General features: G+C 41.3%; 13 protein-coding genes. 11 read left to right on the forward strand and 2 right to left on the reverse strand.

Translation table 11 applies throughout. The annotated features are described in order from the left end of the window. Nucleotides 1-5 precede the first annotated feature (5 nt). Entirely contained in the window at nucleotides 6-494 is a 489-nt protein-coding gene (locus IGI86_RS05830; RefSeq protein WP_008379636.1) for a dihydrofolate reductase, read from the forward strand. A 63-nt stretch (nucleotides 495-557) separates the two neighbouring features. On the opposite strand, the gene trhA is transcribed toward IGI86_RS05830, so the two are convergent. Continuing rightward, nucleotides 558-1,211 carry a PAQR family membrane homeostasis protein TrhA gene (gene trhA / locus IGI86_RS05835; RefSeq protein WP_005236874.1) on the reverse strand — a complete coding sequence of 218 codons (654 nt, stop codon included), beginning with the start codon at nucleotides 1,209-1,211 and terminating at the stop codon, nucleotides 558-560. 126 nt (nucleotides 1,212-1,337) lie between these two features. Between trhA and IGI86_RS05840 the strand changes: the two genes are divergently transcribed. The 7 genes from IGI86_RS05840 (at nucleotide 1,338) to lepB (ending at nucleotide 6,851) form a co-directional block, all read left to right on the forward strand. Then, the gene (locus IGI86_RS05840) at nucleotides 1,338-2,180 is read left to right on the forward strand and encodes a DegV family protein (protein WP_034872242.1); all 843 of its coding nucleotides are present in this window, start codon (nucleotides 1,338-1,340) and stop codon (nucleotides 2,178-2,180) included. A 214-nt stretch (nucleotides 2,181-2,394) separates the two neighbouring features. Then, nucleotides 2,395-3,381 (forward strand): SGNH/GDSL hydrolase family protein, encoded by a 987-nt coding sequence (locus IGI86_RS05845; RefSeq protein ID WP_086317054.1) that lies wholly within the window; start codon nucleotides 2,395-2,397, stop codon nucleotides 3,379-3,381. After that, the gene (locus IGI86_RS05850) at nucleotides 3,378-4,028 is read left to right on the forward strand and encodes a YpmS family protein (protein WP_005236869.1); all 651 of its coding nucleotides are present in this window, start codon (nucleotides 3,378-3,380) and stop codon (nucleotides 4,026-4,028) included. The genes IGI86_RS05845 and IGI86_RS05850 overlap by 4 nt, the downstream gene beginning before the upstream one ends. Beyond that, a complete protein-coding gene (msrA, locus tag IGI86_RS05855; RefSeq protein WP_008379644.1) occupies nucleotides 4,028-4,549 on the forward strand; it encodes a peptide-methionine (S)-S-oxide reductase MsrA in 522 nt (173 codons plus the stop codon). Before IGI86_RS05850 ends, msrA begins: the two co-directional genes overlap by 1 nt. Continuing rightward, nucleotides 4,542-4,763: a YozE family protein gene (locus IGI86_RS05860; protein WP_005236867.1), complete on the forward strand. Its 222-nt coding sequence runs from the start codon at nucleotides 4,542-4,544 to the stop codon at nucleotides 4,761-4,763. The genes msrA and IGI86_RS05860 overlap by 8 nt, the downstream gene beginning before the upstream one ends. Nucleotides 4,764-4,839: 76 nt before the next feature. Beyond that, nucleotides 4,840-6,270, forward strand: coding sequence for a S41 family peptidase (locus IGI86_RS05865; RefSeq protein ID WP_086299603.1), 1,431 nt, complete (start codon nucleotides 4,840-4,842; stop codon nucleotides 6,268-6,270). Nucleotides 6,271-6,302: 32 nt separating this feature from the next. Next, entirely contained in the window at nucleotides 6,303-6,851 is a 549-nt protein-coding gene (gene lepB / locus IGI86_RS05870; RefSeq protein ID WP_008379649.1) for a signal peptidase I, read from the forward strand. A gap of 134 nt (nucleotides 6,852-6,985) precedes the next feature. Here the strand turns inward: lepB and IGI86_RS05875 are convergent, their stop codons facing one another. Next, complete coding sequence (locus IGI86_RS05875; protein ID WP_005236849.1) at nucleotides 6,986-8,479, reverse strand: helix-turn-helix domain-containing protein; 1,494 nt, start codon at nucleotides 8,477-8,479, stop codon at nucleotides 6,986-6,988. A gap of 344 nt (nucleotides 8,480-8,823) precedes the next feature. On the opposite strand from IGI86_RS05875, the gene IGI86_RS05880 reads away from it, so the two are divergent. From IGI86_RS05880 to IGI86_RS05890, 3 genes are read left to right on the forward strand one after another with little or no spacing between them, the layout of a single operon-like run. After that, a complete protein-coding gene (locus IGI86_RS05880; RefSeq protein WP_430617798.1) occupies nucleotides 8,824-12,399 on the forward strand; it encodes a SpaA isopeptide-forming pilin-related protein in 3,576 nt (1,191 codons plus the stop codon). 54 nt (nucleotides 12,400-12,453) lie between these two features. Beyond that, nucleotides 12,454-14,325, forward strand: a complete 1,872-nt coding sequence (locus IGI86_RS05885; RefSeq protein ID WP_430617799.1) for a SpaH/EbpB family LPXTG-anchored major pilin — start codon at nucleotides 12,454-12,456, stop codon at nucleotides 14,323-14,325. A gap of 22 nt (nucleotides 14,326-14,347) precedes the next feature. Continuing rightward, entirely contained in the window at nucleotides 14,348-15,253 is a 906-nt protein-coding gene (locus tag IGI86_RS05890; protein ID WP_016613220.1) for a class C sortase, read from the forward strand. Nucleotides 15,254-15,307: the final 54 nt, after the last annotated feature.

Genomic DNA, 15,307 nt, shown 5'->3' on the forward strand with positions numbered 1-15,307 from the left:
TTTTTATGTTGATCGCACTTTGGGCACAAGATCAAAAGGGTTTGATCGGAGCGGATGGCACACTGCCGTGGCATTTGCCGAATGATTTGAAATTTTTTAAAGAGCAAACCATCAATAATACGATTATAATGGGGCGCAAAACCTTTGAAGGCATGGGAAAAAGATTACTGCCGCAGCGTACGACGATCGTTTTGACAAGTGATCCACACTATCAAGCCAACGGCGCGTTAGTGATGCATGACCGAGAGGAAATCTTAGCGTATGTGAAGCAACAAGAGCATCCCGTTTTTTTAACTGGTGGAGCGGGTGTTTTTGAAGCGATGATTGACGATTGCGATCAATTGTACCGTACAGTGATCGCTGCGGAATTTAACGGAGATGTGTATTTCCCAGAGATTGATTGGGCGCAATGGAAACTTGATCATGTGATCGATGGGATCGTCGATGAAAAGAACCGTTATCCCCATCAATTTGAATTTTATCATAGAAAATAAAAGAACAGGAAGCTTTCTGCAGCGAAAGTTTCCTGTTCTTTGTTTGTAAGCAATGCTTCATTTTTAGGTATACAACAAGACGGAGAAGTACATCAGTCCAGCACCTAACATAACGAATAAGTGCCAAACCACATGCATGAATCGAACGGATTTTAAACTATAGAATAGCGCACCTACAGTATAAGAAACACCACCGCTTGCTAGTAAAAATGTTCCCCAGTAGCCTAAATGTTCGATCAGAGGTTTAAAGGCGACGACACATAGCCAGCCCATGATGATGTAGATCAGGGTGGAGATTTTTGAGACAGTCTCTTTTTTATGAAGAGTCAGTGACTTATAAACGATGCCGCTAATTGCTAGTAGCCAAATCAAGACAAAGAGTGACCAGCCAAGCCAGCCTTGGATACTAAGCAAGCAAAAAGGTGTATAGCTTCCGGCGATCAGCAAGAAAATGGAGGCATGATCAAAGACTTGGAAGACCTTTTTTGCTTTGGTAAAAATCAAACTGTGAAATAAGGTAGAAAAGAGGAAGAGCAAAATCATCATCGACCCATAAATGGCATAGGAAACGATATGGATAGGTGACCCTAGATTTGCCCCCTTGATTAAGAGGATGACCAGTCCTGCGATACTCAGTCCTAATCCGATCCCGTGGGTTACTGCATTTAATACTTCATTGACGATCAAATATCTGCGACTAAACTTCATGTGCTGCATTCGGCACCGTCCTTTCGAATCGAAATTAGATGAAAAAAAATTTTCTCTCTGTTATACTTAGTATAAATGGTCTGTGGTTATTTTACCACGAAAAAAGACTTGATTTAAAGAGAGAGTGAATATATGATGGCAAATCTTAAAATTGTGACAGATTCTTCCAGTACGATGGAACCAAGTGTCCGTGATGCTTTGGCTATCCATGTCGTGCCTTTATCTGTAATGATCGATGGTGTCGTTTATCCAGATGATGAAACGCTGCCGGGAGAAAAATTTATGCAAATGATGGCGCAAGCCAAAGAATTACCTAAAACTAGCCAGCCGCCAATCGGTCATTTTGTAGAACTATATGATGAATTAGGCAAAGATGGCAGTGAAATACTATCGATTCATATGACCAAAGGGCTTAGCGGAACCGTGGAAGCGGCTCGTCAAGCCAGTCATTTATCAAAAGCCAAAGTCACCGTGATCGATAGTGACACGACAGACCAAGCGTTGGCTTTTCAAGTGATTAGGGCAGCAGAATTGGCTAAAGCCGGTAAGACACTAGAAGAAGTTTTACCAGAGGTGGATTTGGTGCGGGAGCATACGAAATTATTTATCGGCGTTTCAACGTTAGAAAACTTAGTAAAAGGCGGTCGTATCAGTCGTGCCAAAGGTCTTTTATCGAGTTTGCTGAACATGAAAGTGATTATGGATTTTGATCATTCAGAACTGATTCCAGTCGTCAAAGGACGTGGTGTCAAGACCTTCAATAAATGGTTTGAAGAGTTAAAAGCTGAACTGAAGAGTATGCCTAAAGTGACGAAAATTGGTATTTCTCATGCTGAAGGGTTAGAAATCACAGAACGTTTCCAAAAGGAATTAGCGGAACTATTCCCCGAGTTGGATATCCCCTTGTTGCACACGACACCGATCATCGCCACTCACACAGGTAAAGGTGCCTTTGCGATTACTTATAGTACGGAATAAAAAAGCATGTTTTCTTTCAGCGATTCGTTTAATGACGAATCGCTTTTTGGCGTATGACAAGCTGTCAGGAAGAAAAAACAAAAAAAGAAGCTGCCTTTGCTTGTCGACTCTTTGGCAGGTAGCTGTTTTCTTTCTTAAGTTTGAAGGATTGCGACTAGGAATTTTATGAGAATTTTGTTAAAATAGCAAAGATTACAAAGGAGTTTGAATACCTGTGAAATGGAAGAAATTAGTAACTTATCTACTCGTTGTGGGATTGATAGCTATTGGAACTGGCTTACTGTTTCATTTTACTGTTCCCAAAGCCCAACCATTGCTGACCCCTGTGGACAAGCTAGCAGCCAATGATTCGAAAAAATCCGCCATTGAATATCTCGCTCTTGGGGATTCCTTGACAGAAGGGGTTGGTGATGAAACAGCTCGTGGTGGCTTTGTGCCAATTTTGGCTGGGGATCTAGAGGATCGCTATGATTTGAGCAATTTGGTAACTAAAAATTATGGGGTCGCTGGTGAAAGAAGCGATCAGATTTTAAAGCGAGTGAAAAACGATGAAGACTTACGCCAAGATCTTAGTCAAGCGGATTTGATTACCTTGACTGTCGGCGGTAACGACGTACTAAAAGTGATTCAGAGCAATTTCTTCGGCTTGAGCATTGAGACGTTTACGGAACCGATGGAAGATTACCAGGAACGTTTAAAAGACTTGTTTGCTCAAATCCGCGATTTGAATAGTGATGCACCAATCTATGTCTTGGGCATCTACAATCCATTTTATCTGAATTTCCCAGAAATCACGGATATGCAGACGATCATTGATAACTGGAATAAACAAACGGAAACGTTCGTCAATCAGCAAGACAATGCCTTTTTTATTCCTATCAACGATTTGCTCTATAAAGGGTTAAGTGATGAGGTCGGTATTGCTGATACAGAAGAAGGGGAATCAGAGAAAACTGCCGAATCATCGGACACAGAACGCTTATCTGATTCATCGACGACAGCTTCGGACGAATCACAAAGCAGTACTTCAACGACAACTGACTCATCGCAAACTGTCGGGAATAATATCACAAACAATGTTTTGTATGAAGGCGATCGCTTCCATCCCAATAATCTTGGGTATCAACTGATGGCGAATGCCGTTCGCGATGAAGTGATCAAAACGCAAAATTATTGGTTGCTAGAGGAGGAAGCAAAATGAAACCAAGCGAATCAACGAAGCAGCCGGAAAAAACAGCTGCAACGAAAAAAAAATCGATCAACTACTGGAAAATTGCTTTTCTAGTGTTGGTCGGTATCCTTTTAGGCACAACGGTTTTCTTTGCTTCAAGAATTTTTCAACAGCGAGAAACCGGCTTAAATGAAAGTGCTGAACTTGTTCAACGGGAGGGCAGTCCTGTTCTGACCGTTAACAGCAACAAGAGCCAGGTCAACCAATTGATTGATTTTTATCTGTCAGATTTTCAAAAAGATCAAGAGGTCAAGTATAATTTTGAGCTAAGAAATGAGGCATTGTTGACGGGAGAGTTTCAAGTATTAGGATTTCCTATCACCTTCTATCTCTATTTTGATCCTTACGTGACCGAAGAAGGTAACGTTCAATTGAAAGCCAAAAGCTTATCAATCGGCACCTTGGATCTGCCCACCAGTGAAGTAATGAAAATGATCAAACGTAGTTTTAAATTTCCTGACTGGATCGATGTCAATGCCGATGAACAAATCATTTTGATACGTTTGGATCAATTCCGTATGCAAAATGGCTTGTTTATCAAAGCCAACAAAATCAATCTTGTGGATGATGAAATTCAAATGAGTTTATATTTACCAGCTGAAACGGAGGATGAATAATGGAACGAGCAATTTTTGCCGGTGGGTGCTTTTGGTGTATGATCCAACCCTTTGATGAATTAGAAGGGGTGCATTCAATTTTTTCCGGCTATACCGCAGGACATACCGAAAATCCAACCTATGAAGAAGTCAAAAGCCATCAAACAGGGCATACTGAAGCAGTGGAAATCATTTTTGATCCTGAAAAAATCAGTTATGAAGACCTTTTGACGATCTATTGGCAGCAAACGGATCCGACAGATGCTTTTGGTCAATTTGAAGATCGCGGCGACAATTATCGTCCGGCTATCTTCTATTTTAATGAAGAGCAGCGGAAAAAAGCCGAAGCCAGCAAAGAGGCGCTTCAGGCTTCCGGTCGATTTACCGATCCGATCGTGACCACGATCGAACCAGCCCAACCTTTTTATTTAGCGGAAGAAGAGCACCAAGAGTATTACAAAAAGAATCCTGAGAATTTTGCTCGCAATCATGCCCGTAGAGCAGCCTTTTTAGAAAATCATTGGGAGCAAGAACATGCGTAAAAGTTTTTATACCTATTTAATGGCAGTCAAAGGACCGAGTCATACAGATGAGGCCCAGATCTTTGCTACTCATGCAAGTCATGATATCCAGTTTCCGAAGCACAGCGATGACTATGATGAAGTCTCTTCTTATCTGGAACTAAATGTTGATTATTTGCCATCCATGGATATTTTTGATCGTATCTGGGCAGAGTATCTCGAAAATAACAAATAAAAAAACTATCCTTCGTTTTGTATGGTTGCATAAAATCCGCAGAACGGAGCTGTTTTTTCTCAGAGAGGTGTTGTGAATGAAAGGTTTAACGACGAGCCGATATATCGTTTCTCTCGTTTGTGTCGCAATTTTGTCAGGAGGCGGTGTCTATTTATGGCAAACGGCTCAGCAAAATCAGCAGACGACGCAACCGGTGACAGAAACGACCACAGAAGCCAGCGGAATGGAGAAAATCCAGTCGCTATATGACCAAATCCTTGCGAATTATTACCAAGAAGTTGATGAGGATGCCTTGATAGAAGGTGCCCTTCAAGGGATGACTGATGCGCTAGATGATCCTTATACGACGTATTTGAACCAATCAGATGCGGATAACTTAGAACAATCACTTTCTGGAAGTTTTGAAGGGATTGGTGCTACCTTGTCAATCGTTGAAGACTATCCAGAAGTCGCACAAGCGCCGATAAAAAATACGCCTGCTGAAAAAAGTGGTCTGCGGATCAATGACCGAATCGTCAAGGTAGACGGTGAAGATACGCAAGGACAGGAATTATCTGAAGTTGTGGGAAAGATTCGTGGTGAAAAAGGGACGAAAGTCACCTTAACGATTCAACGTGATCAGGACACCTTTGATGTGGAGATCACTCGTGATGTGATCCCAATCGAAACAGTCCATGGAGAAATTGCTGAAAATAATGACACAATCGGTCGTATCGATATTACCTCCTTTGGTGAAAACACAGCAGCTGAGTTGAAAGAAACCATCACCGAACTGCGAGAAGCCGGCGCAAAGTCGTTTGTTTTGGATTTAAGACAAAATCCTGGCGGATTGCTGGACCAAGTACAGATCATGGCAAGTATGTTTTTAGAAAACGGCCAAACGATCGTGAAGTTTGCCAACAATCAAGGGGTGGTCAGTGAGACCAAAGCGAGCGAAGCATTGGATGAAGGATTCAAAGTCACAGAGCCGGTCGTTGTTTTAGTCGACGGCGGCAGTGCCTCTGCATCGGAGATTTTTGCCGCAGCCTTGCAAGAATCAGCGGATATCCCAGTTGTTGGTACAGAAACCTTCGGCAAGGGAACCGTTCAGAACGTGAAGGATCTGGGGGATAATAGTGAATTAAAAATGACGGTCATGAAATGGCTGACACCGGATGAAAATTGGGTCAATGATCAAGGTGTGATGCCGGACTATGAAGAGGACTATCCAGAGTATGCGTATTTCCCGCCATTACCACGGGACAATGCCTTAAAAGCTGGACAATCATCAACGGCAGTCAATAATCTAAATCAATTTCTTAAAGCGTTAGGGTATGCCACTAGTGGTGATACCTTCAACGATGAGACGACAGCAGCAGTGAAGACTTTCCAAGAGGCTCATGATTTAAAAGTGACTGGGGAAGTCGATGCAGACACTGCCCAAGCGATCGAAAAAGAAGTAACGGAGAAACTCAAAGCAGAGGACCCAGCATATTTAAAAGCACTGTCCTTGCTTTCTGAAGAATAAACTAAGTGAAAAATTGGAGAGGAGGCAGACGTGTGGAGGCGAAAAAACTCTGGGTTGATCGTTTTTGGCTAGTAGTGAAATATGCGTTGATCGCTTTTGCAACAGCATTCTTGATTCGGGCATTCTTGTTGATCCCAGTTCCTGTTGAAGGAAATTCGATGGAAGGAACCTTAAAACAAGGAGACATGGTGGTCATTGAGAAGATTTCGCCCATCCAACGTTTTGATGTCGTTGTTTTCCAGTTGCCGGATGGTTCGACCTATATCAAGCGGGTGATTGGCTTACCGGGTGAGTCAGTAAAATATGTCAATGATCAGCTTTACATTGATGATGAACCGGTAGATGAAGATTTTCTAGTGAAGAACCGCAGCAATGATCACGAGTCTGTCTCTTACACCAATGACTTTGATTTGGAATCTTTATTAGGTGTTGAGAAGTTAGGGAAAGATAGTTACTTTGTCATTGGAGACAATCGACGTGCCTCCAAAGATAGCCGTTCCTTTGGACCAATATCAGGAGAGGCCATTTTAGGCAATGCTCGTTTTGTTTATTATCCATTGACTCATATTCGATTGATTTAGTTTGTGTAAAATCAATAAATAATTAAATAATGAATCCCCCCCTTGGAATTATCCGTTGATTCCAAGGGGGGATTTTGTCTAGCTTTTTATTCTTTTTCCAAAGGGAAATGGTTAGCATCGAAAGAAGCGTTTGCTTAGTCACTAATTGCTGTTAATTTTTTTATTTTTTCATTAAAAGCATTCGATAGTTTCTGACATAAATTCGTTTCAAAATCACGATAGCGACAAAAATCAATGATTGCCGAGTTTTCTTCGGTTGTAAAAGGGGGTAAAAGCTGTGGTGAGCTCAAAATATAAAAGTCAAAAGGTTCTTCAGTTGGCAGCGTGATCCGTTCAATTTCAACGTAGGGCAACCGTTCACATATATTAAAAACTTCCATGGAAACCAAGTAGTTAGATACATAGACAAAAGCAACTTTAAGTTTATATTTTTGTTCCTTTTCAATGTAAATGGGATAAAGCAAACAGGCTTGATAAAAAGCAAGATCGGTATAACAGGTTTTTAACCACTCATAACCTTTACGATTTGCTATTTTACGCCAAAAACTTTGAATGGTATTTGTCAAAATCGTATGTAATGGGTATTTATCCTTAATGACATTTGCTTCGAAAAAATTTGAAAGGGGGACTTTTTGCTTAAATATACAGAACTTCAGCAACGTAAGATATGTATTCATATAAAGGAACGACTGATGGTCGAAGTCAAAATCACAGAGAAATTTTTGGCAATGTTCTTCAAACTCAGTCATCAGCTCTTTTAATTCTAACTTTTCGTGATTGTAACAATCCGCTACAATCGGAAGACGCACATCTTTGGCAGAAGTCAGCATCGGCCAGTAATAAAAAAGAAAGAACAAAGAATTGATCTCAAGAATGTCTATTGCTGAATCAATGATCATAAAGAAAGCAGAGAAGAAATCAAGCTTTTCACCACTGGGGATAAATGATCGGTTCGTTAACTGATAAAGATTTGTCTTGTGACCATCCTTTAAACGAAACAGACAAATCTTGCAATGAAGTAAGGCTTCTTTTTTGCCAATTTCATACTTGCTTTTGTATTTCGTTCCTTCATAGGTAACAAAAAGCTCTTCGATCTCTTGGTCAAAGGCCTTCACCAAACTATCCCCTAAAGAAATGTGCCAGATAAAATTAAACAATAAGATGCGAATCACCATCTCTGAACCGATAAGCGTCATGGCGGATTGATTTAAGGTTACGTTGAATTCCTTTAAATGATCCTGAAGCTTTTTAGTTTGTCGGAAACAAGTCGAACGACTGATATAGTTTCTTTGGCAAAATGCCAGCAAACTTTCATCTTGGTTGGTCAAGATACTTAACAACATTTTATAAGAAATACTTTCTTGGGCTAAAAACTGCTGATATTGATTGTATTCAATCAAATTTTTAGGGAGACTAAGGGTGTTTTTATGTAATGAAAGATTTACTGGGGAGAGGTTTTGCAGGTCCTCTTGGATCGAGGAAAGTAAACTTTTCAATCTCGTTGCACTTAAATGGGTCAGATTTTTCACGAACTCTATGTTGTATTCACCCGGAGCAATTGATAGTAGTTTTCCGTAGAGTCCGATTTTGTCTAATGCTCGGGTATCTAAGAGTATTTTTTCAATCAAATGATCACCTTCTTATTTTATTAATAACTTATTTATATTACTGTGTAAAGACACGTCTCAAAACTTTTGCTTTTTTTTAGAAAAACTGAGACAAATTTTTGCCAGAGCTGTCTCATAAAGAACAAAAATAGAAATCGCATGTGAAAAACGCTAGTTTTTTTTAGTTATTAAATAACGTTGGTTAATTGGTTCCGCTTTGAAATAAAAAACTTTGTTTTATTTATGGATAACTACAGATGCGTAAATTTTTCCTGTTTTTCAGAAAATAAATAAAAGAGGTGTCTTTCGCTTCTTTCTTGTATCATCAGCTTGTAATTTTTGATTCTTTGAAAGGAGGTCTTTTTATGTTTTTGACAAAGAGACACCACTGGTTCTCTTTCATTTTCTGTATGTTAGGGGGGATATTATTTTTCATTTATTCGAGTTTGCAAACAAATGGGACAGCAAGTGCACAAGAAGAAAATACGATCGCTATTACCGAAACGGAGCAGATCAAGCTGACAGGTCAACGGGAGGGCAATCAATTTACTTTACGATATCAGCTATCACAAAAAAACAAACAGCAACGCATCTGGCTACAATTATATGCACTTGATGAAACAAAAGAACAACCGCTAACGAAAACGAACAACAAAGAGGTGGTTTTTATTGAGGATGAATCCGCGCAGTCTTGGCTAACAACACAAGACTTCTTGCAAACACCCTGTGAACAAGAAGTAACGTTTCAACTACCTAGTGAAACAAAAAAACTGAAGTTGGCGATTCAGATTGAAGAATATGATCACGAAAATCAAGAATCGCACAAATTGGCGTCTTTGGATGAATTGATAGTTGACATTCCGCTTGCGACAGAATCTGCTTCCTCAGATAGGGTGGAAGTCAGCTCAACTGATTCACAAGCTGCAGAAACCGGCACGGAGTCAACTTCGGAACAAGTGTCGAATGAAGACTCAAAAGGTGTTTCGAATGAAGAAACGCAGGAAGAGACAAAGGAAACAGGAACAACGACAAGTTCTTCTGAAGACGAAACACTCATTGAACCGTTTAAACAAGAACGTCTTTATCAAAAAACGACCGTTTCACAGGCTTTTGCTTCGATTGAACCAGATTATACGACAGACCAAAGCGGGACGTATCCTTCGGCTAATTGGACAATTGATGAAAAGAGCAATGTCTTAAATCATCAGGGGAACAAAGATGCAGGCGAAACCTGGGATGGCGTAGCTACATGGAATGGTGATCCAGAAAATTTGATCAACTCGTATATTGAGTATGGTGGTGTGGGAGATGAAGCGGATTTTGCTTTACGGAAATTTGCAAAAGAGACGAATACTCCAGGACTGTTTGATGTCTACCTAAATGTACGAGGGAATGTTCAACGCCAAATTGATCCGATCGATGTTGTGTTGGTAGTGGATTGGTCAGGGAGTATGAATGAGATGGGACGCATCACTGAAGTAAAAAAAGGTGTGGATCGCTTTTTGAATCAAATTGAAGGAAGCGGCATTCAAGACAGTGTTTACATGGGCTATGTCGGTTATTCCAGTGATGGTAACAATTACCAAAACAAAACCTGCCAGTTAGGAAAATTTTCTGAAGTCAAAGAGACGATCCGAACGATGACGCCAGAAACAGCAGCTGGGGGGACCTTTACCCAAAGAGGGCTGCGCCAAGCTGGGGATATGCTATCAACGCAAAATGGACATAAGAAAGTCATCGTTTTGCTAACAGATGGCGTGCCGACCTACAGTTATCATGTGTCCAAAGTGCATACACAAGCAGATGGTAGTTATTATGGAACCGCCTTTTCTCTTTCTCAAGACCAGCCGATGAATACTTCACATCTCTACAACGGGTATTTTGCATCTGATCAGTACGGTAACTCTAAATGGATCAACAATACGTTTGTCGCCACGATCGGTGAGGCGATGGCGTTAAAAGAGCGCGGGATTGAGATTCACGGATTGGGGATTCAACTGCAAGGGGATCAAACAGCTGGGTATACAAAGGCCGATGTTGAGAACAAAATGAGACAGATGGTTTCTGCTGATGAAGAGGGGCATCTTTATTATGAGTCAGCCAATGAAGCAGCGGATATTGCCGACTATCTCGAGAAAAAAGCCCTTCATATTTCGGCGACAGTCACTGATGGAGAGATTACTGACCCCATTTCGCAGCCATTTTTATACGAAGAAAATAGCTTGTCCATCAAAAGTGTCGGTTCTGCTGCTCTAACGGTGCAGCCTGAGGTCACGATATCTGACAATACACTCAATGCTTCTGGTCTTTATTTAGGCGAAGGACAGGAACTGCAAATTCATTATCAAGTGCGGATTCAAACGGAAGCAGCGGATTTTAAACCAGATACTTGGTATCAAATGAATGGAGAAACGGTTTTTTATCCGAATCATCAGTCCGATCAAAAGGCATTGTTTGGTGTGCCTTCTGCCAAAGCACCTGGGAAAGAGTTGACGATCAAAAAAGTCTGGGAGGAATACGATGGCGATACGTCAAGTCGCCCAGAATCTGTCTATTTTGAAATAAGCAGAAGCCCAGTTACTAGCAAGGAGAGCTGGCAAACAGGATATCTCAAACTTACTGAGACCGATGCACAAGATCAGACAAGTTGGGAACGAAGCAAGGTTTCCGCGGTTTCTGAAAAGGATGGAACGGATTACGAAGAAACCCGGCTACTGCCGCTTTATAACAATCAAGGAGAAACGTTTAATTATCAAGTCACAAATGAACTGGCAGTATCAGGCTACGAATCGACAAGAGTGGACGTTTCTACATGGAAAAACACAAAGACGTTTGTGCCCCTCGCATTAAATCTGATCAAAAAATCCGCTGTAGGAGAGGTGAAGCTGACAGGTGCTGTCTTTGAATTGACGGGCGCTGGAAAGACAGTAACCCTTGTGGATCAAGGGGATGGAACGTACGGGCTGCCAGCAGATACTACGTTGCAAAAAAGTCAGACGTATCGTTTAAAGGAAGTCACTGCACCGGCGGGACATCATTTGGCTAAGCAAACAGAGTGGCTGATCCATATTGATGAGCAAGGGCATGCGACGATTGATGGACAACCTGTCACACTGGTCGAGCATACGATTACCCTGGAGATTACCAATCCGTTTAAAGAAATTCCAGTCGCTATACGAAAATATACGTTGCAAAATGAGCAGCAAGTATTGTTAGCAGGCGCTGTCTTTTCTCTTCAACAAAAAACAGCAGGAGGGGATTATCAAGAAATCGCCTCAGAAACGTCGGATGATGTTGGGATGGCTGAATTTACGATCCTTGAGCCTGGCGCTTATCGTATCTCAGAAACAGCCGGTCCGCTCGGATATGATACGGTTGCCGGTGACTATGAATTTGTCGTTGGTACAGACGGAAAAATCCAGTATCAAGGGGAAAATGTCGACGGGGATGCCAACTGTTGGACCCTTACCCATGGCAATCAGTTAAAACCTTTTGATTTGGTGGTCAATAAACAGGATGAACTGGGACAAGCACTTGAGGGGGCAAAATTCCGGCTAAGTGGAAACGGACGGACTGTCGAACTGCCTGAAAACGGAGAAGCACTAGCGGTATTTCACTTCCAAGATCTCACACCCGGCAGCTATACCTTGGAAGAAACTGGTACACCCGCAGGCTATGCAGGTTTAACAGCACCTGTCCAAATCAAGATTGAAGAGGATGGTCAGGTCTTTATCGATGAAGAACGACTACCGAATCTTCTTGTTTCTGGAGAAAAGAACAATCAAATAGAATTGATCGTAACCAATCAAGTGAAAGTGTCTCTTCCTGAAACCGGAGGGAATTGGCATGGATGGATGGTCATTCTTTCAGCAAGTCTGCTAGTCCTTTTAGCTGGTAGCTATTTGCACGTTAAGCGCAAAGATAAGCCTTCATTAAAGTAATTTTTCCATTAGCGAATGAAAAACGAAAAAAAATTTAGAAGAGAGGAAAGAACAATGAAAAAGATTTTTAATCATACGAAAATGGTTTGTCTCCTATTTTTACTTTTGCCATTGGTCTTTTTTGGAACAAAAAATCAGCAAGTGTCTGCAGAGAGCAATTTGGCACAGATCCATCTCCATAAAAAGAAAATGGTCAATCTGCCAGGTTCATTGATTCAAAATAGTGGGACTGAGATGGAAGAGTTTGATCAATACCAAGGCTTAGCCGATGTCACTTTTTCTGTCTATGATGTGACAGCAGCATTTTATGAAAAACGATCTGCAGGGGCATCCGTTGAAGAAGCCAAGCGTCAAGTCCAAACCTTGACGTCTGGTTCCCCTATAGCTAGCGGGAAAACAGATGCAGCCGGTGATTTGGTTTTTGAATTGCCGAAAAAACAAGCCGATCGGGATGCAGTTTACACCATTGTAGAAGCCCCTAAAGACGGCGTTACAACTGCTGAGAATATGGTGATCGCCTTTCCCGTATATGAAATGATCCAACAAGCTGATGGCTCATATGTTTATGGAGAAGAAGAGCTAGACACGATCCATCTTTATCCGAAAAATATCGTCACAAATGAAGGAACGCTCCTTGTGAATAAGCGAGGAACGGGGGAAAACGAACCACTGAATGATGCGGAATTTGTTGTTTCAAAGCAAGAAGGACGCGAAAATACCAAGAAATACATTTTAAGTTCAGCCGATGGACTTTATACATGGACAACTGACAAACAGGCAGCGTATCGTTTTTTGACAGGCAAACAATATGCTTCTGGAGACGCTGGTATCGATGTGAGTGAGAACCAAAAAGGACAGCTAAAGATTGCGCAACTAGAAACAGGCGCCTATCAATTAGAGGAAACGAAAGCCCCAAGTCAAGCCGGCTTAATCGAGGAAGAAAGAATCAAGGATTTCTCGATTGATTCAGGAAATAACGTTACTGTTGAGCTAACAATCAAGAATGACACAACAAATGTTACAAAAACAACACCACAATTAGACGGCAAAGACGTAGAGATCGGCGAAAGAATCCAATATCACCTAACGGTCAATATCCCATCAGGTATTCAAGATAAAGTAGGATCAGAAAATAAATACAAACATTTTCAATTGATCGATGCCCATGATCCAGCATTAACTTTTGAAAATACAGCTGAAGGAGAAACGGGCTATGCGTTGTATGATGGAGAGCAGAAAATCGATGCGACGAATTACCAAGTAACGGAAAAAGAGCATGGCTTTACGGTAACTATCAATCCAGAATTCGTGCCGCAATTAACGCCGGGAAATCAATTGCGCTTTGTGTATTATATGTATTTAAATGAACAGGCTATGCCTATCAATGGCTTTACGAATGAAGCAAATGTAGAAACGGATTTCATGACGGATCAAACGCCTCCAAGCGTGGAAGTTTTGACAGGGGGCAAACGGTTCTTAAAAGTCGATGGGGCTGTGACCGCTACCGAAGCATTGGCAGATGCAGTTTTTGTTGTACGGGATCAAGACCGTGATGATGCCAACTACCTGAAAATCGAAGAAGGAACCAAACAGGTATCTTGGGTGCAAACAGCGGATGAAGCGACGAAATTTACCACAGGGACAGATGGATTAGTTGATATCATCGGGTTAAAATTTGGCACCTACTATTTGGAAGAAGTAAAAGCACCAAAAAATTATGTACTGCTAACAAATCGCATCGCTTTTGAAGTACATGAAACGTCTTATGGAACGAAAGAGCAATTGGGAGATCCAGAAAAAGTCCCTAACCGCCGCAAAGGAACCTTACCGGCAACTGGTGGTGCCGGCACGTATTTAATGGGCGCCATCGGAGTGGTGATCGTTGGTTTAGCTGGGTGTTATTTTGTTAAACGGAAAAAAGGGTAAGTAAATGAGATGAAAATGCACGATGACAATCAAAAGGAAAAGAAATGGCACGAAAGTACCTACTCAAAAAGTGACTTTGTTGGATGTTCTAATGGGTATTCTGCTGCTGCTAGGTGTTCTGATCATCAGTTATCCTTTTGTAAGTAATCAGCTCAACACCTTTTTGGATCAACAGTTGATCAGCTACTACCAAAGCCAAGCTAAAAAAATGAGTGAAATAGAAAAACAACAAAAAAGGAACCAGTTGGAACGAGTAAATCAAGAGCTGGCACAGCATCCCAGCAATCCTGGAATCAAAGAAACGCAAGATTTATCAGAAACAAGGGACTCAGAATCAGGCGATACACCTGATTACTATGAACGACATACGATCGGCGTTTTAAAGATCCCCGTGATTGGTGTCGCTCTCCCGATTTTTGATCAAACCACCGATACGTTGTTAAAAAGAGGAGCAACATTATTGGAGGGCGCTTCGTATCCAATAGGTGGTGAAGATACCCATGCAGTTCTGTGCGGACACCGTGGGTTAACGAGTGCAACCCTCTTTACGGATCTGCCTAAGCTGCAGATCGGCGATGAGTTTTATATCGAAACGTTTGATGATACGTTGGCGTATCAAATAGATCAGATTAAAACGGTCGCCCCTGATGATACCGAAGCACTAAAAATTGTCAAAGGCAGTGATTATGTCACCTTACTAACCTGCACACCCTATATGGTCAATAGCCATCGTTTATTGGTTCGCGGCAAAAGGGTTCCTTACAATGAAGAAAATGAAACAAATGCCGCAAAAAAAGCAAACCAGCAGGATTTGTGGGTGCTGCTAGTTGTAAGCACCACACTATTACTACTCCTGCTGGTGATTAGCAGAATCAAAAGAAAAAAACAGCATGATTTGATCACTCCCAGTGATAAGAAGCAAAGATAGCAGGTTTTCCTCTAGATCCACTAGAAAATGACTTGTTAACCTTACTCAGAACGA

It is taken from the genome of Enterococcus sp. AZ188 (assembly GCF_050544075.1).
In the GTDB taxonomy this organism is placed as follows: domain Bacteria; phylum Bacillota; class Bacilli; order Lactobacillales; family Enterococcaceae; genus Enterococcus_D; species Enterococcus_D entomosocium.

What these genes read in the sequence shown, in the direction of transcription:
- IGI86_RS05885 (WP_430617799.1), top strand. Translation starts at nt 12,454, where the DNA reads ATGAAAAAGATTTTTAATCATACGAAAATGGTTTGTCTCCTATTTTTA.
- IGI86_RS05840 (WP_034872242.1), top strand. Translation starts at nt 1,338, where the DNA reads ATGGCAAATCTTAAAATTGTGACAGATTCTTCCAGTACGATGGAACCA.
- IGI86_RS05860 (WP_005236867.1), top strand. Translation starts at nt 4,542, where the DNA reads ATGCGTAAAAGTTTTTATACCTATTTAATGGCAGTCAAAGGACCGAGT.
- IGI86_RS05880 (WP_430617798.1), top strand. Translation starts at nt 8,824, where the DNA reads ATGTTTTTGACAAAGAGACACCACTGGTTCTCTTTCATTTTCTGTATG.
- IGI86_RS05865 (WP_086299603.1), top strand. Translation starts at nt 4,840, where the DNA reads ATGAAAGGTTTAACGACGAGCCGATATATCGTTTCTCTCGTTTGTGTC.
- IGI86_RS05890 (WP_016613220.1), top strand. Translation starts at nt 14,348, where the DNA reads ATGACAATCAAAAGGAAAAGAAATGGCACGAAAGTACCTACTCAAAAA.
- msrA (WP_008379644.1), top strand. Translation starts at nt 4,028, where the DNA reads ATGGAACGAGCAATTTTTGCCGGTGGGTGCTTTTGGTGTATGATCCAA.
- IGI86_RS05850 (WP_005236869.1), top strand. Translation starts at nt 3,378, where the DNA reads ATGAAACCAAGCGAATCAACGAAGCAGCCGGAAAAAACAGCTGCAACG.
- IGI86_RS05830 (WP_008379636.1), top strand. Translation starts at nt 6, where the DNA reads ATGTTGATCGCACTTTGGGCACAAGATCAAAAGGGTTTGATCGGAGCG.
- trhA (WP_005236874.1), bottom strand. Translation starts at nt 1,211, where the DNA reads ATGCAGCACATGAAGTTTAGTCGCAGATATTTGATCGTCAATGAAGTA.